17 protein-coding genes and 1 pseudogene are annotated in these 21,505 nt (G+C 69.9%); 10 read left to right on the forward strand and 8 right to left on the reverse strand.

Going from position 1 to position 21,505, the window contains the following annotated elements; genetic code table 11:
* Positions 1-75: 75 nt before the first annotated feature.
* Both ACFYWX_RS16950 and ACFYWX_RS16955 read right to left on the reverse strand, forming a co-directional pair.
* Positions 76-696, reverse strand: coding sequence for a DUF305 domain-containing protein (locus ACFYWX_RS16950; protein ID WP_389424804.1), 621 nt, complete (start codon positions 694-696; stop codon positions 76-78).
* On the reverse strand, positions 693-1,358 hold the full coding sequence (locus tag ACFYWX_RS16955) for a DUF3105 domain-containing protein (RefSeq protein WP_389424805.1): 666 nt from the start codon (positions 1,356-1,358) through the stop codon (positions 693-695). The genes ACFYWX_RS16950 and ACFYWX_RS16955 overlap by 4 nt, the downstream gene beginning before the upstream one ends.
* Positions 1,359-1,500: 142 nt before the next feature.
* Here ACFYWX_RS16955 and ACFYWX_RS16960 point away from each other — a divergent pair, with 142 nt between their 5' ends.
* Positions 1,501-1,935: an RrF2 family transcriptional regulator gene (locus tag ACFYWX_RS16960; RefSeq protein ID WP_389424806.1), complete on the forward strand. Its 435-nt coding sequence runs from the start codon at positions 1,501-1,503 to the stop codon at positions 1,933-1,935.
* Between the two features lie 22 nt (positions 1,936-1,957).
* Here ACFYWX_RS16960 and ACFYWX_RS16965 read toward each other — a convergent pair whose 3' ends face one another.
* Positions 1,958-3,139 (reverse strand): globin domain-containing protein, encoded by a 1,182-nt coding sequence (locus ACFYWX_RS16965; protein ID WP_389424807.1) that lies wholly within the window; start codon positions 3,137-3,139, stop codon positions 1,958-1,960.
* A gap of 293 nt (positions 3,140-3,432) precedes the next feature.
* On the opposite strand from ACFYWX_RS16965, the gene glnA reads away from it, so the two are divergent.
* Together glnA and ACFYWX_RS16975 are read left to right on the forward strand one after the other, a co-directional pair.
* The gene (gene glnA / locus ACFYWX_RS16970) at positions 3,433-4,794 is read left to right on the forward strand and encodes a type I glutamate--ammonia ligase (protein ID WP_389424808.1); all 1,362 of its coding nucleotides are present in this window, start codon (positions 3,433-3,435) and stop codon (positions 4,792-4,794) included.
* A gap of 139 nt (positions 4,795-4,933) precedes the next feature.
* Positions 4,934-6,154: an FG-GAP-like repeat-containing protein gene (locus ACFYWX_RS16975; protein ID WP_389424809.1), complete on the forward strand. Its 1,221-nt coding sequence runs from the start codon at positions 4,934-4,936 to the stop codon at positions 6,152-6,154.
* 54 nt (positions 6,155-6,208) lie between these two features.
* Here the strand turns inward: ACFYWX_RS16975 and ACFYWX_RS16980 are convergent, their stop codons facing one another.
* Positions 6,209-9,205: a bifunctional [glutamine synthetase] adenylyltransferase/[glutamine synthetase]-adenylyl-L-tyrosine phosphorylase gene (locus ACFYWX_RS16980; protein ID WP_389424810.1), complete on the reverse strand. Its 2,997-nt coding sequence runs from the start codon at positions 9,203-9,205 to the stop codon at positions 6,209-6,211.
* A gap of 178 nt (positions 9,206-9,383) precedes the next feature.
* Between ACFYWX_RS16980 and ACFYWX_RS16985 the strand changes: the two genes are divergently transcribed.
* Positions 9,384-9,824, forward strand: a complete 441-nt coding sequence (locus ACFYWX_RS16985; RefSeq protein ID WP_389424811.1) for a VOC family protein — start codon at positions 9,384-9,386, stop codon at positions 9,822-9,824.
* A gap of 3 nt (positions 9,825-9,827) precedes the next feature.
* Here ACFYWX_RS16985 and ACFYWX_RS16990 read toward each other — a convergent pair whose 3' ends face one another.
* Both ACFYWX_RS16990 and ACFYWX_RS16995 read right to left on the reverse strand, forming a co-directional pair.
* Positions 9,828-10,322 carry a hypothetical protein gene (locus tag ACFYWX_RS16990; RefSeq protein WP_389424812.1) on the reverse strand — a complete coding sequence of 165 codons (495 nt, stop codon included), beginning with the start codon at positions 10,320-10,322 and terminating at the stop codon, positions 9,828-9,830.
* 311 nt (positions 10,323-10,633) lie between these two features.
* Positions 10,634-11,419 (reverse strand): annotated as a pseudogene (locus tag ACFYWX_RS16995) (DMT family transporter); the annotation flags it as partial.
* A 72-nt stretch (positions 11,420-11,491) separates the two neighbouring features.
* Between ACFYWX_RS16995 and ACFYWX_RS17000 the strand changes: the two are divergent.
* A complete protein-coding gene (locus tag ACFYWX_RS17000) occupies positions 11,492-12,382 on the forward strand; it encodes a LysR family transcriptional regulator (RefSeq protein WP_389424813.1) in 891 nt (296 codons plus the stop codon).
* Here ACFYWX_RS17000 and ACFYWX_RS17005 read toward each other — a convergent pair.
* Both ACFYWX_RS17005 and ACFYWX_RS17010 read right to left on the reverse strand, forming a co-directional pair.
* On the reverse strand, positions 12,335-13,210 hold the full coding sequence (locus ACFYWX_RS17005) for a phosphatase PAP2 family protein (RefSeq protein ID WP_389424814.1): 876 nt from the start codon (positions 13,208-13,210) through the stop codon (positions 12,335-12,337). The two genes, ACFYWX_RS17000 and ACFYWX_RS17005, sit on opposite strands and share 48 nt — an antisense overlap.
* Before the next feature lie 122 nt (positions 13,211-13,332).
* Positions 13,333-14,367, reverse strand: coding sequence for a LacI family DNA-binding transcriptional regulator (locus ACFYWX_RS17010; protein WP_389424815.1), 1,035 nt, complete (start codon positions 14,365-14,367; stop codon positions 13,333-13,335).
* A 392-nt stretch (positions 14,368-14,759) separates the two neighbouring features.
* Here ACFYWX_RS17010 and ACFYWX_RS17015 point away from each other — a divergent pair, with 392 nt between their 5' ends.
* The 5 genes from ACFYWX_RS17015 (at position 14,760) to ACFYWX_RS17035 (ending at position 21,471) form a co-directional block, all read left to right on the forward strand.
* Complete coding sequence (locus tag ACFYWX_RS17015) at positions 14,760-16,034, forward strand: extracellular solute-binding protein (protein WP_389424816.1); 1,275 nt, start codon at positions 14,760-14,762, stop codon at positions 16,032-16,034.
* A gap of 101 nt (positions 16,035-16,135) precedes the next feature.
* A complete protein-coding gene (locus ACFYWX_RS17020; protein ID WP_389424817.1) occupies positions 16,136-17,140 on the forward strand; it encodes a carbohydrate ABC transporter permease in 1,005 nt (334 codons plus the stop codon).
* 13 nt (positions 17,141-17,153) lie between these two features.
* Positions 17,154-18,065, forward strand: coding sequence for a sugar ABC transporter permease (locus ACFYWX_RS17025; protein WP_389424818.1), 912 nt, complete (start codon positions 17,154-17,156; stop codon positions 18,063-18,065).
* A 155-nt stretch (positions 18,066-18,220) separates the two neighbouring features.
* Positions 18,221-19,939, forward strand: a complete 1,719-nt coding sequence (locus ACFYWX_RS17030; RefSeq protein ID WP_389424819.1) for a glycoside hydrolase family 13 protein — start codon at positions 18,221-18,223, stop codon at positions 19,937-19,939.
* A 155-nt stretch (positions 19,940-20,094) separates the two neighbouring features.
* Positions 20,095-21,471, forward strand: a complete 1,377-nt coding sequence (locus ACFYWX_RS17035) for an alpha-amylase family protein (RefSeq protein WP_389424820.1) — start codon at positions 20,095-20,097, stop codon at positions 21,469-21,471.
* Positions 21,472-21,505 lie beyond the last annotated feature (34 nt).

Here is a 21,505-nt window from a genome sequence, read left to right on the forward strand (position 1 = left end):
AGGGGAATGAGCAGGCCAAGAAGAACCAAGAAGAGCCCAAGTAACCCAAAGGCGGGGCGATTTGAGGCTTACGCCCTAGGAGCGGGCCTTCGCGCCCCGCTCCTTGAGCATGCCCGCCATCAGATCGATCTCCGACTGCTGCGCCTCGACCATGCCCTGCGCGAGCCGCTTCTCCACCCCGACCGTGCACTTGGCGACACAGCCCTCGGCCATGTGGACGCCGCCCTTGTGGTGGTCCGTCATGAGCTGCAGGTAGAAGACCTCCGCCGGCCTGCCCTTGAGGGTGTTCAGCTTCTTCATCTCGGTGTTGGTCGCCATGCCCGGCATCAGCGCGCCGTCCTTGCCGGAGGCCATGTCACCCATGCCCATCCAGGTCATCGGCGCCTTGGACGACACCTTCGGCAGCCCCCACAGGTCCAGCCAGCCCAGCAGCATGCCGCGCTGGTTGGCCTGCGTCTGCGCGATGTCGTAGGCGAGGCGCCGCACCTCCTCGTCGGAGGTGCGGTCGCGCACGATGTACGACATCTCGACGGCCTGCTGGTGATGCACCGCCATGTCCCGCGCGAACCCGGCGTCCGCCGAGTCGGCGGCCGGCGTCTGCGCGTCCGAACCGCCGTCCTCGGCGACGGAGTACGTGATCGCCCCGGCCGCGACGAGCACACCCGCCACGGCGACGGCGACGCCGGCGAACCTCACTGGGACAGACCGTTCGTGCAGGCGGCACCCGGCTCAGGGGTCTGCTTGCCCTGCACGAACTTCTCGAAGAACTTGTCCACGTTCGGGTCCTTCGCGCCCGTCACCGTGCGCTGGTTCCCCCACGCCGTCAGCACGATCGGGTCCGCCTGTTTGTCGTCCGGGCTCATCAGCGTGTACGGCGTCTTCTTCACCTTCGCCGCCAGCGCGTCGACGTCCGCCTTGGAGGCCTTGCTGTTGTACGTCACCCAGACCGCGCCGTGCTCCAGCGAGTGCACGGCGTTCATGTTGTTCACGGCCTTGCCGTAGACGTCGCCGTTGCAGTTCATCCAGACCTGGTTGTGGTCACCGCCGACCGGGGGCTCCACCGGGTACTTCACGGTCTTGGTGACGTGGGTGCGCCCCAGCGTGCCCTTCCAGGTCTTCACACCGTCCGCGCCGGTGGTGAACTTGCCCGAGGTCGACTTCCCGTCGGCCGCCGTGCTGCTGTCGTCGGACTGGGACCGCACGAGCACGACCGTGCCGACGACGAGAGCGGCGACTATCACCGTGCTGGCGCCGATCGTGAGGATCCGGTTGCGGCGCTCACGGGCCTGCTCGGCGCGCCGCATCTCCTCTATCCGTGCCTTGCGCTCGGCGCTGTTGCTCTTCTTCGCGGAACCCATGGGGTGTGTCCTTCGGGGGGTGACGTGGACGGGAGGGACGATCGGTCCGCTGATCGTAATGGGGGAGGACGACGCCCCAGTAGGTCGGGCGCGGGAAAGGCGAATATTTGAAGCTCAGATGCGTATTACCTAGGCTGCCGGTATGCGGCTGTTGCGATCCACCGACCTGGCGCTGCGCGTGCTCATGCGGCTCGCCGTGGCGGGCGGGGCCACGCCCACCACCCGGGACGTGGCGGCCGACATGGAGGTCCCCTACACCCACCTCGCCAAGGTCGTCGCCGAGCTCCAGCACCTCGGCCTCGTCGACGCCCGGCGCGGCCGCGGCGGCGGGCTCTCCCTCACCGAGCGGGGCCGTACGGCATCGGTGGGCGCCGTGGTGCGCTCCTTCGAGGGCACCGGCGACGTCGTCGACTGCGAGGGCCCCGTCCCCTGCCCCCTGAACTCCGCCTGCCGTCTGCGCGGCGCTCTGCGCCGGGCCCAGGAGGCGTTCTTCGCCTCGCTGGACCCGCTCACCGTGGCGGACGTCGTGGCGGAGCCGACGGGACCGCTGCTGCTGGAGATCACCAGGGCCCCGTAGCGGGCCCCGCGGTGCTCGGTGGTTAGCGCGCCAGCCAGAGGTCCGGCCCGAACACCTCGTAGTGGATGTCGGCCGGAGCCACCCCGCGCTCCAGCAGCTGGGCCCGCACCGCGCGCATGAACGGCAGCGGACCGCACAGGTACGCGCGCGTGCCCGGCGCGACGGGTACGTCCGTGAGGTCGACGAGACCGGTGCGGGTGCCCGGGGCCGCCTCCCGCTCGTACCAGAAGTGCACGGCCGCCTCCGGCAGCTTCGCCGCGTACGCCTCGTGGTCGGCGCGCAGGGCGTGGTCGGCGGGGGAGCGGTCGCCGTGCACCACGGTGACCGGGGCGCCGTGGCCGCTCTCGGCGAGGTGCGCGAGCATCGCGACCATGGGGGTCACGCCGATGCCGGCGGAGGCCAGCAGCAGCGGGGTGCCGGGGGCGTCGTCGAGGACGAGGTCGCCGTAGGGGGCCGACAGCTGGAGCACGCTGCCCGCGCGCACGCGCGCGTGGAGATGGTTGGAGACCTCGCCCTCCGGCGTCGTACCGTCGTGCACGCGCTTGACGCTGATCTGCCGCACCGTGTCGCCCGGCGCCCCGGAGAGGCTGTACTGCCGGATCTGGCGGGCGCCGTCCGGGAGCTCGACGCCGACGGAGACGTACTGTCCCGCGCGGAAGCCGGTCACCGGGCCGCCGTCGACGGGGCGCAGCCGGAAGGTGGTGACGTCGGTGGTCTCCTCGACCCGCTCGACGACCTCCCAGTCCCGCCGGCCGGGCTCGCCGGCCTCCTCGTACAGCCGCTTCTCGATGGCGATCAGCGCGTTCGCCATCAGCCAGTAGACCTCGCCCCAGGCGGCGGCGACCTCGGGCGTGACGGCCTCGCCTAGGACGTCGGCGATGGCGGCGAAGAGGTGCTCGTGGACGACCTCGTACTGCTCGGGCGTGACGCCCAGGGAGGCGTGCTTGTGGGCGATGCGGCCCAGCATCGCGTCGGGCCGCTGGTCGGGGTGCGCGACCAGGTGGGTGGCGAACGCGGCGATGGAGCCGGCCAGCGCCTGGCGCTGGGTGCCGGCGGCCTGGTTGCCGCGGTTGAACAGGTCGCGGAGCAGCTCGGGGTGCGCGGCGAACAGTCCGGCGTAGAAGCGTTCGGTGATCTCACCGATGGCCGCCGCAACGGCGGGGAGCGTGGCGCGCACGGTCGCGGCGGACTGCTCGGACAGCATGGGTCCTCCTTGGGAAACGAGAGCTGCTGGTGCGGCTCACCGCTAATTGTTGCATCTGGAATGCAAATTAAATGTCAGGGGGTGGGCGGCCATACCGGATGTCGGTCTCAGCAGGCACTATGGGCCTCAGAGCTGTACACCCGCCGGACACGAGGCGTTCGGCCCTGAGTCGCCGCGACGATCAAGGTCCGCAACGCGCATGAAATGCTGTTGTGGTGTGATGCTCGGGTGCCCGACCGCCTCCCGCGGTACCGGAGACAGGCGGCCTGACCAGCAAGGATGGGAAGCGGAAGATGGACAAGCAGCAGGAGTTCGTGCTCCGGACGTTGGAGGAGCGTGACATCCGGTTCGTACGCCTGTGGTTCACGGACGTGCTGGGCTTCCTCAAGTCCGTCGCCGTGGCCCCGGCCGAGCTGGAGCAGGCCTTCGACGAGGGCATCGGCTTCGATGGCTCGGCGATCGAGGGCTTCGCCCGCGTCTACGAGTCGGACATGATCGCCAAGCCCGACCCGTCGACGTTCCAGGTCCTGCCCTGGCGCGCGGAGGCCCCCGGCACCGCCCGCATGTTCTGCGACATCCTCATGCCGGACGGCTCCCCGTCCTTCGCCGACCCGCGCTACGTGCTCAAGCGCGCCCTGTCCCGCACCTCCGACCTGGGCTTCACCTTCTACACCCACCCCGAGATCGAGTTCTTCCTGCTGAAGGACCGCCCCCTCGACGGCTCGCGCCCCACGCCGGCCGACAACTCGGGTTACTTCGATCACACCCCGCAGAACATCGGCATGGACTTCCGCCGCCAGGCGATCACCATGCTGGAGTCCATGGGCATCTCGGTCGAGTTCTCCCACCACGAGGGCGCCCCCGGCCAGCAGGAGATCGACCTGCGCTACGCCGACGCGCTCTCCACGGCCGACAACGTCATGACCTTCCGCCTGGTCATGAAGCAGGTCGCGCTGGAGCAGGGCGTCCAGGCGACGTTCATGCCGAAGCCGTTCTCGGAGCACCCGGGCAGCGGCATGCACACGCACCTCTCACTCTTCGAGGGCGACCGGAACGCCTTCTACGAGTCGGGCTCGGAGTACCAGCTCTCCAAGGTCGGCCGCTCCTTCATCGCGGGCCTGCTCCGGCACGCGGCGGAGATCGCGGCGGTCACCAACCAGTGGGTCAACTCCTACAAGCGCATCTGGGGCGGCGCCGAGCGCACCGCGGGCGCCGGCGGCGAGGCCCCCTCGTACATCTGCTGGGGCCACAACAACCGCTCCGCCCTCGTCCGCGTCCCGATGTACAAGCCCGGCAAGACCGGCTCCGCGCGCGTGGAGGTCCGCTCCCTCGACTCCGGCGCCAACCCCTACCTCGCCTACGCCGTCCTCCTGGCCGCCGGCCTCAAGGGCATCGAGGAGGGCTACGAGCTCCCGCCCGGCGCCGAGGACGACGTCTGGGCCCTCTCCGACGCCGAACGCCGCGCGATGGGCATCGAGCCGCTGCCCCAGAACCTGGGCGAAGCCCTGACCCTCATGGAACGCAGCGACCTCGTCGCCGAAACCCTCGGCGAGCACGTCTTCGACTTCTTCCTGCGCAACAAGCGCCAGGAGTGGGAGGAGTACCGCAGCGAGGTCACCGCGTTCGAGCTGCGGAAGAACCTGCCGGTGCTGTAGGCGCAGGCCGGCAGGGGTAGCTCCCCGGGAATGGCGCCAGGGGCAGACGGTTGTGGGCCGTCTGCCCTGGGGCGTCGGCAAGGTATCTTCCTCCCGCGGCACGTCGAGCGTTTCTCCGTGCCGCTCAGGGAGGGAAGAAATGCGCGTATCACTGCTTCGGCGCGTGGCCACGATGGCCACGACGCTGGGGCTCACCTCGCTCGGGCTCCTCGGTGCGGGCGCGGCGCCCGCACAGGCCGCGATCAGCGACTGCCCGGCGGGCTATTTCTGTGCCTGGAAGTCCGAGAACGGCACGGGCACCATGTTCAAGACGAACACGAACAAGGCGACGCTGGGGACCTGGAACAACACGTTCCAGTCCGTCGTGAACCACACGTCCAAGTTCGTCTGCCTGCACGACGACACGAACTACAGCAAGCCCGACGGCGTCGACATATGGGGCCCCGACCCCGCGGGTACCGAGTGGGGTCACACGGAACCCACCGTCAGCTCGGTGAGCTTCGTCCCCACCGAGCGGGAGTGCATCCTCCCGGCCTACCCGCAGTGGTACGCGTCGACCGCGTCCCAGGCGGCGGGCTTCGGTGATCTGAACGCCGACCGCCAGGCCGACGTCCTCGTCCGGGACAAGGCGGGCCGGCTGTGGTTCCTGCGCGGCGACGGCAGCGGGCAGCTGGTCGGCAAGAGCGGCTGGAACGGCATGAACGCCCTCGTCCGGCACGGCGACTTCAGCGGTGACGCCCGTGAGGACGTGATCGCCCGCGAGGCGTCCACCGGGAAGCTGTGGCTGTACCCGGGCGCCGGCACCGGCAGCCTCGGTTCGCGCAAGCTCATGGGCAACGGCGGCTGGAACGCCATGAGCCGGATCGCCGCCTACGGCGACCTCTCCGGCGACGGCCGCTCTGACGTCCTGGCCGTCGAGAAGTCCACGGGCAAGCTCTGGCTGTACCCCGGCACCGGCACCGGCACCCTCGGTGCGCGCAAGCTCATCGGCGCCAGCGGCTGGAACGGCATGAGCGCCCTGGTCGGGGCGGGCGACATGAACGGTGACGGCCGTGCGGACCTGATCGCCCGCCAGGCCTCCACCGGGCAGCTGTGGCTGTACCCGGGCAAGGCCGGGGCCTTCGGGTCCCGTGTGCTGATGGGCAACAGCGGCTGGAACGGCATGGACTCGTTCCTGGGCCTGGGCGATGTCACCGGCGACGGCCGTGCCGACCTCGTCACCATCACCAAGAGCAGCTATGTCGGCGAAGCCTGCCGAGGCGTCGGCTGCCAGCTCGTGTACCCGGGCCGCGGCAACGGCGCGCTGGACTCGCGCGTGGAGACGGCCGGCGACTGGTGGAACCTGAACGGCTTCTTCTGACCGAGGGAAAGGGCCTCCGCTTCCGGGCGGGGGCCCTTTCAGCGCCCCGCTCTCCTACCCCCCGTAGAACAACGCCTCCACCACTCCCCGGGCCCGCCGCGCCGTCCGTCGGTAGGCGTCCAGCAGCTCTCCGACATGCCCCGGTCCGTACCCCAGGTACCGGCCCACAGCCGCCAGGTCCCGCCGCTCCGACGGGAACGTGTCGCCGGCGCGACCCCGGACCAGCATCACCGCGTTGCGTACGCGGGTGGCCAACACCCAGGCCTCGTCCAGGATCTCGGCGTCCTCGTCCCCGATGAGCCCGGCCCCGCGGGCCGCCGACAGGGCCTCGCGGGTGCGGGTGATGCGCAGGCCCGGCAGCTCCCACCCGTGCTGCAACTGGAGCAACTGCACGGTCCACTCGACGTCCGACAGACCGCCCGGGCCCAGCTTGGTGTGCAGCTTCGGGTCAGCCCCGCGGGGCAGGCGTTCCGCCTCCATACGGGCCTTCAGGCGGCGGATCTCCCGCACGGCCTCTTCCTCCAGGCCTCGCACCGGGTACCGCAGGGGGGCGACCATCTCGAGGAAGCGTCGCCCCAACTCCTCGTCGCCCGCCACGAATTCGGCCCGCAGCAGCGCCTGCGACTCCCACACCAGCGACCAGCGCCGGTAGTACGCCTCGTACGACTTCAACGTCCGTACCAGCGGCCCGGACTTGCCCTCCGGCCGCAGGTCCGCGTCGATCAGCAGCGGCGGGTCCGCGCTCGGAATCTGCAGCAGGCGCCGCATCTCGGAGACGACCTTGTGGGCGGCCTCGGACGCCTCCCGGTCCTCGACCCCGTCCCGCGGCTCATGCACGAAGATCACGTCCGCGTCCGAGCCGTAGCCGAGCTCATGGCCCCCGAAGCGCCCCATTCCGATGATCGCGAAACGGGTGGGCAGCTGGTCTCCCCATCCTGCGCGCACCACGGCCCGCAGTGTTCCGGCAAGGGTCGCCGCCGTCAGGTCCGACACCGCGCCGCCCACGAGGTCCACGAGGGCACCCTGGTCGGCCTCGGCCGGCTGGGCCTCGGTGCCGTAGGAGCCGACGATGTCCGCGGCGGCCGTACGGAACAGCTCACGGCGCCGCACCCCACGCGCGGCCGTCACCGCCTGCACGGACCCCTCCGCGCGGCCCACCGCCGCGAGGATCTCCTGCTCCAGGTGAGCGCGGCCCCGGGGTTCCAGGCCCCCGCCGTCACCGTCCCCCAGCAGCGCCACGGCCTCCGGCGCCCGCATCAGCAGGTCGGGCGCCAGCCGCCCCGCCGACAGAACGCGCGCGAGGTTCTCCGCGGCCGCGCCCTCGTCCCGCAGCAGGCGGAGGTACCACGGCGTCTTGCCCAACGCGTCCGACACCTTGCGGAAGTTGAGCAGCCCGGCGTCCGGGTCGGCGGAATCCGCGAACCAACCCAACAGCACCGGCAGCAACGTCCGTTGGATCGCTGCCTTGCGTGACACCCCGGACGCCAGCGCCTCCAGGTGCCGCAGGGCGGCGGCCGGGTCCGCGTACCCGAGCGCGACCAGTCGCTCCCGCGCGGCCTCGGGGCTCAACCTCGCTTCCCCGGGAGCGAGTTGGGCGACCGCGTCGAGCAGTGGCCGGTAGAAGATCTTCTCGTGCAGCCGCCGTACGACACCGGTGTGCCGCTTCCACTCGCGGGTCAGCTCGTTGACCGGATCGGTGCGCAGGTCCAGCGAGCGGCCGATGCGACGCAGGTCGCCCTCGCCCTCGGGGACGAGGTGGGTGCGGCGCAGCCGGTAGAGCTGGATGCGGTGCTCCATGGAGCGCAGGAAGCGGTACGCCTCGTCGAGCCGGCCGGCGTCCTCCCGGCCGACGTACCCGCCCGCCGCGAGCGCCTGGAGCGCGTCCAGTGTGGTGCCGCTGCGGAGGGACGCGTCGGCGCGGCCGTGCACCAACTGCAGGAGCTGTACGGCGAACTCCACGTCCCGCAGACCGCCGGGGCCGAGCTTCAGTTCGCGCTCGACCTCGGCGGCGGGGATGTTCTCGACCACCCGGCGCCGCATCTTCTGCACGTCGGCGACGAAGTTCTCCCGCTCGGCGGCCTGCCACACCAGCGGCTCCACCACGGCCACGTACTCCTCGCCCAGGCCGAGGTCCCCGGCGACCGGGCGCGCCTTGAGCAGTGCCTGGAACTCCCAGGTCTTGGCCCAGCGCTGGTAGTAGGCGAGGTGGCTGCTGAGCGTGCGGACGAGGGGGCCGTTGCGGCCCTCCGGGCGCAGGTTGGCGTCGACGGGCCAGATCGAGCCCTCGATGGTGGTCTCCGAACAGATCCGCATCATGTGCGAGGCGAGTTTGGTGGCGGCGCGCAGGGCCTTTCCCTCGTCGGCCCCGTCGGCGGCCTCCCCGACGAAGATCACGTCGACGTCCGACACGTAGTTCAGCTCGTGGCCGCCGCACTTGCCCATCGCGATCACCGCGAGCCGGCACAGCGCCGCCTCCTCGGGCGCGGCGGCCCGCGCGATGCTCAGCGCGGCCCGCAGCGTCGCCGTCGCGAGGTCCGCGAGCTCGGCCGCCGTCTGGGACACGTCGGTCGTGCCGCACACGTCACGCGCCGCGATGGACAGCAGACAGCGCCGGTAGGCGACGCGCAGCGAGACCGGGTCCGTCGCCTCGGCGAGGCCCCGCTCGAACTCCTCCACCCCGGGGTGCAGGTCGCTGGGCTCGTACATCACGAGGGCGTGCCAGTCGCGCGGGTGCCGGGCGAGGTGGTCGGCGAGGGCGGCGGAGGCGCCCAGCACACCGAGCAGCCGGTCGCGCAGCGGCTTGGCCGCTATCAGCGTGTCCAGCAGCTCGCGGTGGGCGGTGGGGCCGGACTGAGCCTCCAGCAGTCGTACGAGACCGTGCAGCGCGAGGTCGGGGTCGGCGGTGCCGCCCAGGGCCTCCAGGAGAAACGGGTCGTTGCGGACCGGTGCGAGTTCTCCGCTCTCCAGGAGCCGCTCCGCGGCCGACGGGTCGGTGAAACCGTGCCGCAGCAGCCTGGAGAAGGTGCTGCTCCTGCGCCCAGGCGCCATCATGCCCGGCCTCCCGTCGGATCGGCGTCGGCGATGAACAATCCGAGCCGTCGAGCAAGCCCGTCGATCAAAGCCGTCGATCAAGGTCGTACGCGGTTGAGCGTAACCCGGGCTCCTGGGCTGGCGCGCCGTTCGGGTTTCGGGTTCTGTGGGCAGAGCCCTATGACGGAGGAGTCGCGTGATGGACATGAGTCTCGAAGTCGTTCTGCTGCCGGTGTCCGACGTGGACCGGGCCAAGGAGTTCTACCGCGACAAGGTCGGCTTCCACGTCGACCTCGACGGCGAGGTGATGGCGGGCGTGCGGATCGTGCAGCTGACGCCGCCGGGGTCGGGCTGTTCGATCGCGCTGGTCGACGGGCTCCAGGTGCCGACGGGCACGCCGCAGCCCGGGACGTACCACGGGCTGCAGCTGTGCGTGACCGACGCCAAGGCGGCGTACGAGGAGCTGACGGCTCGCGGGCTGGACGTCAGCGAGCCGCAGCAGTTCGCGCCGCAGGACGGTGCGACCTTCATGTACTTCAAGGATCCGGACGGCAACGGGTGGGCGATCCAGGAGTACCGGAGGCGGGCGACCGAGCCCTTGCACAAGGTGCTGGCCGCGCTGGCCGCGCGAGGGGAGTGAGCATCACGTGGCCCCGGTCCGGGCGTACCGGCAGCCCTCCAGGCGCCGGTACCACCAGACCTCGGGGCGCCACTCCCGGCGGGTGTCGGCGAACGGGTCCGGCAGGGTGCGGGTGAGGTAGGCGGCGTCCAGGGGGGCGAGCAGGCGGGCCAGCTCGGCGCGGGCGCGATAGGGCAGGTGGTGCAGGACCTCGTCGAGTGCGTCGCGGGCGTGGCGGACGTCGTCGAGTGAGCAGCCCTGGCAGCCGCAGTCGTCCAGGTACGGGTAGCGGGGGCGGCGTCCGGGTGGGCTCAGGAAGGCCCGGTAGCGGCGTAGTGCGCGGTCGGTGACGCCGGGGAAGACGTCGTAGTGGCTCGAGAGCTGCTCGTAGCGGTGGACGGCGAGGCTGGTGCGGGCCGAGAGGCCGTGGATGCGGTCCGGGGCGGGGGTGTTCCACCTGTGCGGACGGTGTTGGAGCGGCTGCGTTGCGCGCAGCGTGCCGGGCCGGTTACGCGGCATCGGCCTTTCGGTGTGTCTGCTTCGTCATGAGGGTCATGATGCACCAACCCCGCGCGTGCTGTGGGGGTGGGTCGGGGCCGTGGCGGTGCGTCGAGCCCGTCGCCTGTCGGGCCCCTCTGTCCGTTGCCACAGTGGGGCGGTACGGGGACCAGCTGCGCGACGGGCTGCGACGCACCGCCACGGCCCGCTCCCGGTGTGGGGCGGCTGCGGGTCGTCCTGCCTGTGGCGGGGATGTGGGGTGTCTTTGTGCGGGTCAGGGCTACTCCTGAGAGGACTACGAGCATGCCGACTACGACGCGTGTGCCGATCTCTTCGTCCAGGATCAGTGCGCCCAGTGCTACGGAGACCACCGGGAGGAGGTAGCCGACGGTGGCCGCGCTGGTGGCGCCCTCGTCTGCGATCAGGCGGTAGTTGAGGTAGAAGGTGACGCCGGTGCCGAGGATGCCCAGGGCGGTGACCGCCAGGAGGGCTGTGGCGTCGGGGCGGAGGGGGCCGGCGGTGGGGAGGGCGAGGGTCGTCCAGGCTGTGGCCGTCAGGAGTTGGGCCGCCGATACGGCGAGGGGGGCGTCGTTGGCGGTGAGGTGGCGGGCCATGTAGGCGAAGGCCACGGCGTAGCTGGCGGCGGCGCCCAGGAGGGACAGGGCGCCCCAGGACAGCAGGCCGGACTGGTGCCAGGGGGCGAAGATCAGCAGGGTGCCGGTGAAGCCGAGGAGCAGGCCGGCCAGGCGTGTGGGGCCCAGGGCGCGGTCGGTGCCCAGGCCGATGCCGATGAGGAGGGACCAGAGCGGGGTGGTGGCGTTGAGGACGCCTGCGACGCCCGAGTCGACCGTCTGCTCGGCCACGCTGAACAGCGCGAAGGGGATCGCGTTGCAGAGGAGGGCCGCCACCGCGAGGTGCGCCCAGGTCTTGCGGGTGCGGGGGAGGCGTTGGCCTGCCGAGCGGGCCAGGAACAGGAGGACGGCTGTGCCCAGGGCGCAGCGGGTGATCGTGATCTGGGTGGGGGTCAGACCGTGGTTGAGGGCCAGCTTGATCCAGAGGAAGCCGGAGCCCCAGAGAAGGGCCAGGGCTGCCATGCGGAGGGAGGAGGCGAGGGGCATGGGATCTACGGTGGCTGCTCGGGTGTGTGAGCACAAGTGAAAAGTTTTGGTGGTCGTATTAAGGTGCGCTACATGATTGATGTGCGGCGGATGCAGGTTTTGCGGGCCGTGGTGGGGAGTGGGTCCGTTTCGGGGGCTGCGGCTCGGCTGGGGTATACGCCCTCCGCGGTCAGTCAGCAGATCGCCGTGTTGGAGAAGGAGGCGGGGGCCGCGCTGCTGGAGCGGGTCGGGCGTGGGGTGCGGCCCACTGCTGCGGGGTTGCTGTTGACCGAGTACGCGGAGGTCATCGGGCGGCAGGTCGCGGAGGCGGAGGCTGCCCTTGCCGATCTGCTGGCGGGGCGTACCGGGCGGTTGGCCGTGCGGTACTTCGCCACGGCGGGCGCCGGGTTGATCGCTCCGGCCGTGGCGCGGTTGCGGGCCGGGCATCCGGGGGTGCAGGTCGATCTCAGGCTGGCCGATCCCGATCCGTTGCCGGACGTGCGGGAGGGGCGGGCGGACGTGGCCCTGCTCGTGGGGGCGGCTCGGAGCTCCTACGACGGCGTACGGCTGGTGCATCTGCTGGACGATCCCTACCTCGCCGTCCTGCCCGAGGGGCATCGGCTGGCGGCGGGGGCGAGCGTGCGGCTGGCCGAGTTGGCGGGGGAGCCGTGGGTCGGCAGCGAGTGGCCCGGGCCGTGTCTGGATGCGCAGATGGCGGCTTGCGAGGCGGCCGGGTTTCGGCCGGAGTTCGTCGTGGAGAGCGAGGACTACGTGACCGCCCAGGGGTTCGTGGCGGCGGGGCTCGGGGTCGGTCTCGTTCCGCGGCTGGGGCTGGGGAGCCGGCATCCGGGGGTCGTGGTGCGGGAGGTGCGGGAACCCGAGCCCTCGCGTGCGATCTACGCGGCCGTGCGGGAGACGGCTCCGCCGCAGCCGGCCCTAGACGCGTTCATCGAGGCGCTGAGGGAGGTGGCGGGAGCTGGGTAGGCGGCGGTCCTGCACTTTTCTCGGCAGGGCGTGCGGCAGGGTGCCGTACCAGGTGCGGGCCACCGTGAAGCCGAAGGTCAGGCAGAGGATGCCGCCCACCGCGTCGAGCCAGAAGTGGTTGGCGGTGGCGACGATGACCACCAGGGTCGCCGCGGGGTAGAGCAGGCCCAGGACGCGCACCCAGGGCAGCTTCGCAAGGGCGAAGATCGTCAGGCCGCACCACAGGGACCAGCCGATGTGCATGGACGGCATCGCGGCGTACTGGTTGGACATGTGCTTGAGATCGCCGGAGGCCATCGAGCCCCACGTCTGGTGGACCATGACCGTGTCGACGAAGTGGCCGCCGGTCATGAGACGTGGGGGTGCGAGCGGGTACAGGTAGTAGCCGACCAGGGCGACGCCGGTGGTCGCGAAGAGGACCAGGCGGGTTGCCGCGTAGCGGCCGGGGTGGCTGCGGTAGAGCCACACCAGGACACCCAGGGTGATGATGAAGTGCAGCGTCGCGTAGTAGTAGTTCATGCCGATGATGAGCCAAGTCGCCGAGTTGACGACGTGGTTGACGGACTCCTCCACGGCCATGCCGAGGTGGTGCTCCATCCGCCAGATCCAGTCGGCGTTGTGCAGGGCTTCGGTGCGCTGTTCCGGCACCGCGTTGCGGATCAGTGAGTACGTCCAGTAGCTCACCGCGATCAGCAGGATCTCGAACCACAGCCGGGGGCGGCGCGGGCTGCGCAGCCGGCGCAGGAAGGTGGGGCCCGTTTCGGCCGTGACGGGGTACGGAACGCCCTTCTCGGGGCGTTCCACCGGCGTAACGGACGTTTCACCCATAGGCACAGAGTCTGCCAGAAAACAGTTACCCCACCGATCATCCCCCTGTTGGGTTCCCGTTGCATGTTGTATGGCCGAAAGACTCCTGCCGGCGCACTGCGGGAAAGGGGCCGTTCTCCGCCCTACGGACGATTTCGGTCACCGGGCGCCGAAGCGGTCGAACCCCGGACCACCAGCTCCGGCATGAACACGAACTCGCTGTGGGGAGCCGGTGTCCCGCCGATCTCCTCCAGGAGGGTCCGAACCGCCGCTTGGCCCATGGCCGGAACCGGCTTGCGGATCGTCGTCAGGGGCGGGTCGGTGAAGGCGATCAGCGGGGAGTCGTCGAAGCCCACGACCGAGATGTCCCGGGGGACCTCGAGACCCCGCTGGCGGGCCGCCCGTATGGCACCGAGGGCCATCATGTCGCTGGCGCAGACCACCGCCGTGCAGGCGCGGTCGATCAGGGCCGTGGCGGCTGCCTGGCCGCCCTCCAGGGTGTAGAGGGAGTGCTGGACCAGCTCGGACTCGATCGTCTCCGCGCCCAGGCCCAGCTGATCCTGCACCGCGCGGACGAAACCCTCGATCTTGCGCTGGACCGGCACGAAGCGCTTCGGGCCGAGGGCGAGGCCGATGCGGGTGTGGCCCAGAGAGACGAGGTGGGTGACGGCCAGGGTCATCGCCGCGCGGTCGTCGGGGGAGATGAAGGGGGCCTGGACCTTGGGCGAGAAGCCGTCGACCAGGACGTACGGCACGCCCTGGGCGCGGAGCTGCTCGTAGCGCTGCATGTCGGCCGTGGTGTCGGCGTGCAGGCCGGAGACGTAGATGATGCCGGCGACACCGCGGTCGACCAGCATCTCGGTCAGCTCGTCCTCCGTGGAGCCGCCCGGTGTCTGGGTGGCGAGGACCGGGGTGTAGCCCTGCCTCGTCAGAGCCTGGCCGATGACCTGGGCGAGGGCCGGGAATATCGGGTTCTCCAGCTCCGGCGTTATCAGGCCGACGAGGCCCGCGCTGCGCTGCCGCAGACGGACCGGGCGTTCGTAGCCCAGCACGTCGAGGGCGGCCAGCACGGACTGGCGGGTGGTGGCGGCGACGCCCGGCTTCCCGTTGAGGACGCGGCTGACGGTCGCTTCGCTCACCCCCGCCTGAGCAGCGATGTCGGCAAGCCGTGTGGTCACAGGGTGGGACTGTACCGGCCAGGTCTCCCCTTGCACACCAATGGGACGCCGTGTGCGAGCGGTTGAACGGCCCGGCCGGGGCTGCTGCGTCATCGGGCTCCCTCGTGAAAGTGATGGCAAGAGCTTGCAGAGTCTTGCACAACAGGCCCGTGCCCCGCTCTACAGCGGCTCAACCGCGCCAACAACGGTCTCATGGCGGTCGCCACCAGGTCACGCACGGATAACTTCGGAGACGTCTTGCACTTTTTTTCTGCAAGGTCTTTCGTCGTGCTTGCATCGCTGTTACGTTCACGTCGCCCGGCGGCGGCAACGGCGCAGTCGGCAAGTCGACACAGGCGGTGGACGGGACCGCCCCTGTGAACCGGACGGGCTTTCACCCTCAAGGAGAACTCATGCGGCGTGGCATAGCGGCCAGCGCGCTGGTGGCGTCCCTCGCCCTCGCGGCGACGGCCTGCGGCGGCGACAGCGACAGCGGCGACAAGGCCGACGGTCCGGTGACCCTCACCTGGTGGGACACCTCCAACGCCACCAACGAGGCACCGACGTACCAGGCCCTCGTCAAGGAGTTCGAGGCCGCCAACAAGGACATCAAGGTCAAGTACGTCAACGTCCCCTTCGACCAGGCGCAGAACAAGTTCGACACCGCCGCCGGTTCCAAGGGCGCCCCCGACGTGCTGCGCTCCGAGGTCGGCTGGACCCCCGCCTTCGCCAAGAAGGGCTTCTTCGCGCCGCTGGACGGCACCGAGGCCCTCAAGGACCAGGGGAAGTTCCAGCCCAGCCTGATCGAGCAGGCCAAGTACGAGGGCAAGACCTACGGCGTGCCGTTCACCACGGACACCCTCGCCCTCGTCTACAACAAGCAGCTCTTCGAGAAGGCCGGCATCAAGGAAGCCCCCAAGACCTGGGACGACCTGAAGAAGGCCGCCGCCACCGTCAAGGACAAGACCGGCGTCGACGGCTACTGGGGCTCCACCCAGGCCTACTACGCCCAGTCCTTCCTCTACGGCGAGGGCACCGACACCGTCGACGCCGAAGGCAAGAAGATCACCGTCGACTCGGCGGAGGCGAAGAAGGCGTACGGCACCTGGCTCGGCCTCTTCGACGGCAAGGGCCTGCACAAGGCCGACACCACCGCCGACGCCTACGCCCACATCCAGGACGCCTTCGTCAACGGCAAGGTCGCCGCGATCGTCCAGGGCCCCTGGGAGATCACGAACTTCTACAAGGGCTCCGCCTTCACGGACAAGGCCAACCTCGGCATCGCCACCGTCCCGGCCGGCTCCACCGGCAAGGCCGGCGCCCCGACCGGCGGCCACAACCTCTCGGTCTACGCCGGCTCGGACAAGGCCCACCAGGAAGCCGCGCTCAAGTTCGTCAACTTCATGACCTCGGCGAAGGCGCAGGAGACCATCGCCCTGAAGAACAACACGCTGCCCACCCGCGACGACGCCTACACCGCGCAGGTCAAGGCCGACCCGGGCATCGCCGGCTACCAGGGCGTCCTCGCCGCCGCCCAGCCGCGCCCGGCGCTGCCCGAGTACAGCTCCCTGTGGGGTCCGCTCGACACCGAGCTGCCCAAGATCGCCGGTGGCAAGGAGTCCCTCGACAAGGGCCTGAGCAACGCGAAGACCGCGATCGCCAAGCTGGTCCCGGACTTCAGCAAGTAAGCCCCGCGTGGCCGTCGGATCCCCCACTGGGGGAGGGATTCGGCGGCCACCGGCCTGTGCCTGCCCAGCCCACCCCCTTGAGTCCCCGAAGGTGTCGAACCATGACAGTCGCCATCGACCGAGCGACCGGCAAGCGGCGCGGTGAGCGAGACCCGCGACCCGGGCTGGGCCAGCGTCTGAAGCACGGCTACCAGAAGCACTGGTACGCCTACGCGATGATCGCCCCGGTGCTGATCGTCCTCGGCGTCCTCGTGCTGTACCCCCTGGTCTACGGCTTCTACCTCACCCTCACCGACGCCAACAGCCTCAACACGGCCCGCACCATCGGCGTCAACCACATCGACGCCACCTACCAGTTCATCGGCCTCGACAACTACGCCGACATCCTGTGGGGGCCGACGGCGTACGACCGCTTCTGGTCGCACTTCATCTGGACCATCGCCTGGACCGTGCTGTGCGTCGCCCTGCACTACTTCATCGGGCTCGGCCTCGCGTTGCTGCTCACCCAGAAGTTCCGCGGGCGCACGTTCTACCGCATGATCCTGGTCCTGCCCTGGGCCGTCCCCACCTTCGTCACCGTCTTCGGCTGGCGGTTCATGCTCGCCGACGGCGGCATCATCAACACCGCCCTCGACGCCCTGCACCTGCCCTCGCCGCTGTGGCTGGAGGACACCTTCTGGCAGCGGTTCGCCGCGATCATGGTCAACACCTGGTGCGGTGTGCCGTTCATGATGCTCTCGCTGCTCGGCGGCCTCCAGGCCATCGACCACTCGCTGTACGAGGCGGCCGAGATGGACGGCGCGAACGCCTGGCAGCGGTTCCGGTACGTCACCCTGCCAGGGCTGAGGTCCGTCAGCTCCACCGTCGTGCTGCTCGGTGTCATCTGGACCTTCAACCAGTTCGCCATCATCTTCCTGCTGTTCGGCAACACCGCACCGGACGCGCAGATCCTCGTCACCTGGGCGTACCACCTCGGCTTCGGACAGCAGCCGCGCGACTTCGCCCAGTCGGCCGCCTACGGCATCCTGCTGCTGGCCATCCTGATCGTCTTCACCTCCTTCTACCGCCGCTGGCTGAGCCGCAACGACCAGCAGCTCGCGATCTGAGGCAGGAGTCCCCATGAGCACCAGCACCGCCCCGACCTCCGTCGCGAAGACCGACCAGCCCACCGCGGCCGCCCCCAGTGGCACCGCCCGCCGCCGGGGCCGGCGCGGCCCTCTCGCCGCCCTCACCACCCACGGCATCCTGATCGTGGCGAGTCTCGTCGCCTTCTTCCCGGTCGCCTGGCTGATCTTCCTGTCCCTCGGCCCGGACAAGGACGACTATCTGCACCCCGGGCAGATCTGGCACAAGATGACGTTCGACAACTACACGTTCGTCCTGCAGCACACCGGCTTCTTCGACTGGCTGAAGAGCACCCTCGCCGTCACCCTCGGCACCACGGCCATCGGTGTGATCATCGCCGCCACCAGCGGGTACGCCGTCTCCCGGATGCGCTTCCCGGGCTACAAGAAGTTCATGTGGGTTCTGCTCGTCACCCAGATGTTCCCGGTCGCCGTCCTGATCGTGCCGATGTACCAGATCATGTCGGACCTGGGCCTCATCGACACCTACCTCGGTCTGACCCTCGTCAACTGCACCACCGTCGTGCCCTACAGCGCCTGGCTGCTCAAGGGCTACTTCGACACCATCCCGTTCGAGATCGACGAGGCGGGACGCGTCGACGGGCTCAGCCCCTTCGGCACCTTCCTGCGGCTGATCCTCCCGCTGGCCAAGCCCGGCCTCGCGGTCGCCGCCTTCTACAACTTCCTCACCGCCTTCGGCGAGGTCGCCTTCGCCTCGACGTTCATGCTGTCCGACACGAAGTACACGTTCGCCGTCGGCCTGCAGAGCTTCGTCAGCGAGCACGACGCCCAGCGCAACCTCATGGCCGCCACCGCCGTGCTGATCGCGATACCCGTCTCCGTCTTCTTCTACCTCGTGCAGAAGAACCTGGTGACCGGCCTCACCGCGGGCGGCACGAAGGGCTGACGCCCCAGGTGGAACAGCTCCCGCGCGCCTGTCGCGCGGGTGGCGGCCGCGGTGCCCATCCGACCCCGCTGTCACCGCGGCCGCCTCGTCACCGTCCCCGTCCCAAGAGCCCCATGACATCAACCCCGACACGCCACTTACGTTCCAAGGACACCATGAGCCAGCACTCCGCCGACCCGGCACCGAACTCCGCCGTCGCCACCGTCGTCAAGCGCCGCGACTGGTGGCGGGACGCGGTGATCTACCAGGTCTATCCGCGCAGCTTCGCCGACAGCAACGGCGACGGCATGGGCGACCTGGAGGGCGTACGAGCCCGCCTCCCGTACCTGCGCGACCTCGGCGTGGACGCCGTGTGGCTCAGCCCCTTCTACTCCTCGCCACAGGCCGACGCCGGCTACGACGTCGCCGACTACCGGGCCGTCGACCCCATGTTCGGCAGCCTGCTCGACGCCGACGCGCTGATCCGCGACGCCCGCGAACTGGGGCTGCGGATCATCGTCGACCTGGTGCCCAACCACTCCTCCGACCAGCACGAGTGGTTCAGGCGAGCGCTCGCAGACGGCCCCGGCTCGCCGCTGCGGGAGCGCTACCACTTCCGCCCCGGCAAGGGGAAGAACGGCGAACTCCCGCCCAACGACTGGGAGTCGATCTTCGGCGGCCCCGCATGGACGCGAGTCGACGACGGGGAGTGGTACCTCCACCTCTTCGCCCCCGAGCAGCCCGACTTCAACTGGGAGCACCCGGCCGTCGGCGACGAGTTCCGCTCGATCCTGCGCTTCTGGCTGGACATGGGCGTCGACGGCTTCCGCATCGACGTGGCACACGGACTGGTGAAGGCGGAAGGCCTCCCGGACCTGGGATCCCACGACCAGCTCAAGCTGCTGGGCAACGATGTCATGCCGTTCTTCGACCAGGAGGGCGTGCACGAGATCTACCGGCAGTGGCGTCACGTCCTCGACGAGTACGCGGGAAATGAAAAGGGGCCCGAAGGGCCTTCGTCAGAAGGGCGGTGGCGGGAGACGGGTGGGCGGATCTTCGTCGCGGAGGCGTGGACCCCGACCGTCGAACGCACCGCGAACTACGTCCGCCCCGACGAGCTGCACCAGGCCTTCAACTTCCAGTACCTCAGCACCGACTGGGACGCGAAGGAGCTCCGCAAGGTCGTCGACCTCACCCTGGAGGCGATGCGCCCCGTCGGCGCCCCCGCCACCTGGGTGCTGTCCAACCACGACGTCACCCGGCACGCCACCCGCTTCGCCAACCCGCCCGGCCTCGGCACCCAGATCCGCCTGGCCGGCGACCGCGCACTCGGCCTGCGCCGGGCTCGCGCCGCCACCCTCCTCATGCTGGCGCTGCCCGGATCGGCGTACATCTACCAGGGCGAGGAACTCGGCCTCCCGGACGTCGTCGACCTGCCCGACGAGGTGCGCCAGGACCCCGCGTACTTCCGCGGCGCCGGCCAGGACGGCTTCCGCGACGGCTGCCGGGTGCCGATCCCGTGGACGCGCACCGGATCGTCGTACGGCTTCGGCAGCGGTGGCAGCTGGCTGCCGCAGCCGGAGAGTTGGGGCGAGCTCAGCGTCGAGGCGCAGACCGGCGTCGCCGGCTCCACCCTGGAGCTGTACCGCACCGCCCTCACAGTCCGACGCGAACAGCCCGACCTGGGTGCGGGCGACGCGGTGGAGTGGCTCAGGGCCCCCGAGGGCGTTCTCGCCTTCCGGCGCGGTGACTTCGTCTGCGTGGCCAACACCGGCGGCGAGTCGGTGACGACCCCGGCCTACGGCCGTGTCCTGCTCGCCAGCGGCGAGGTGACGCAGGCGGACGGCGAGACGAAGGTCCCGTCGGACACGACGGTGTGGTGGACCACGGCCTGACAGCTGATCACGTTTCATGAGGGACCGCTTCGGCGGGCCCTCATGAAATTACTTGCTCTGAGTTTCAACTCTCTTGCTGTAAACCTTTCGTGGCGGTACGGTCACGCCGGCGCCCGGCAAAGACGCCTGGCCGTCGTCGCAAGGAGTACACGCCTGTGATATCGAGATGGTCCGTCACCGCGACCGCGCTCGCCGCCACTGCGGCAGCCCTCCTGGCCCCGGGCACCGCCCAGGCCTCCCCGCCCGGCACCAAGGACGTCACCGCCGTCCTCTTCGAGTGGAAGTTCGCCTCGGTCGCCAAGGAGTGCACCAACACCCTCGGCCCGGCCGGTTACGGCTACGTCCAGGTCTCCCCGCCCGCCGAGCACATCCAGGGCTCGCAGTGGTGGACGTCGTACCAACCGGTCAGCTACAAGATCGCGGGCCGCCTCGGCGACCGCGCGGCCTTCCAGAACATGGTGAACACCTGCCACGCGGCCGGTGTGAAGGTCGTCGTCGACACGGTCATCAACCACATGTCGGCGGGCAGCGGGACGGGGACCGGCGGCTCGTCGTACACGAAGTACGACTACCCGGGCCTGTACTCCTCCTACGACTTCGACGACTGCACCAGCCGGATCACCAACTACCAGGACCGCTGGAACGTCCAGCACTGCGAACTCGTGGGCCTCGCCGACCTCGACACCGGCGAGGAGTACGTCCGCAAGACCATCGCCGGCTATATGAACGACCTGCTCGGTCTCGGAGTCGACGGCTTCCGCATCGACGCGGCCAAGCACATCGACACCAATGACCTCGCCAACATCAAGTCGCGGCTGACGAACACGTCCGCGTACTGGAAGCAGGAGGTCATCTACGGCAGCGGAGAGGCCGTCCAGCCGACCGAGTACACGGGCAACGGGGACGTCCAGGAGTTCCGCTACGCCTACGACCTCAAGCGTGTCTTCAACAACGAGAACCTCGCCTACCTGAAGAACTACGGCGAGGGCTGGGGGTACATGAACAGCTCGGTCGCGGGCGTGTTCGTGGACAACCACGACACCGAGCGCAACGGCTCCACCCTGAACTACAAGGACGGCGCCAACTACACCCTGGCCAACGTCTTCATGCTGGCCTACCCGTACGGCGCCCCGGACATCAACTCCGGCTACGAGTGGTCCGACACGGACGCGGGACCGCCGGGCGGCGGGACGGTCAACGCCTGCTGGCAGGACGGCTGGAAGTGCCAGCATGCCTGGCCGGAGATCATCCGCATGGTCGCCTTCCGCAACGCCACGCGCGGCGAGTCGGTCACCAACTGGTGGGACAACGGGGGCGACGCGATCGCCTTCGGGCGGGGCGCCAAGGGCTATGTGGCCATCAACCACGAGTCGGGCAGCCTGAGCCGCACCTACCAGACGTCCCTCCCGGCGGGCACCTACTGCAACGTGCAGAACAACACGACGGTGAGCGTCAACGCCGGCGGTCAGTTCACCGCGACCCTCGGGTCCAACACCGCCCTGGCGATCTACGCGGGCAAGAGCAGCTGCTGAGCCGTTCCGCGTACCGCGCGTTGTGGTGCCCAAC

This window comes from Streptomyces sp. NPDC002888 (assembly GCF_042888465.1).
GTDB lineage: Bacteria > Actinomycetota > Actinomycetes > Streptomycetales > Streptomycetaceae > Streptomyces.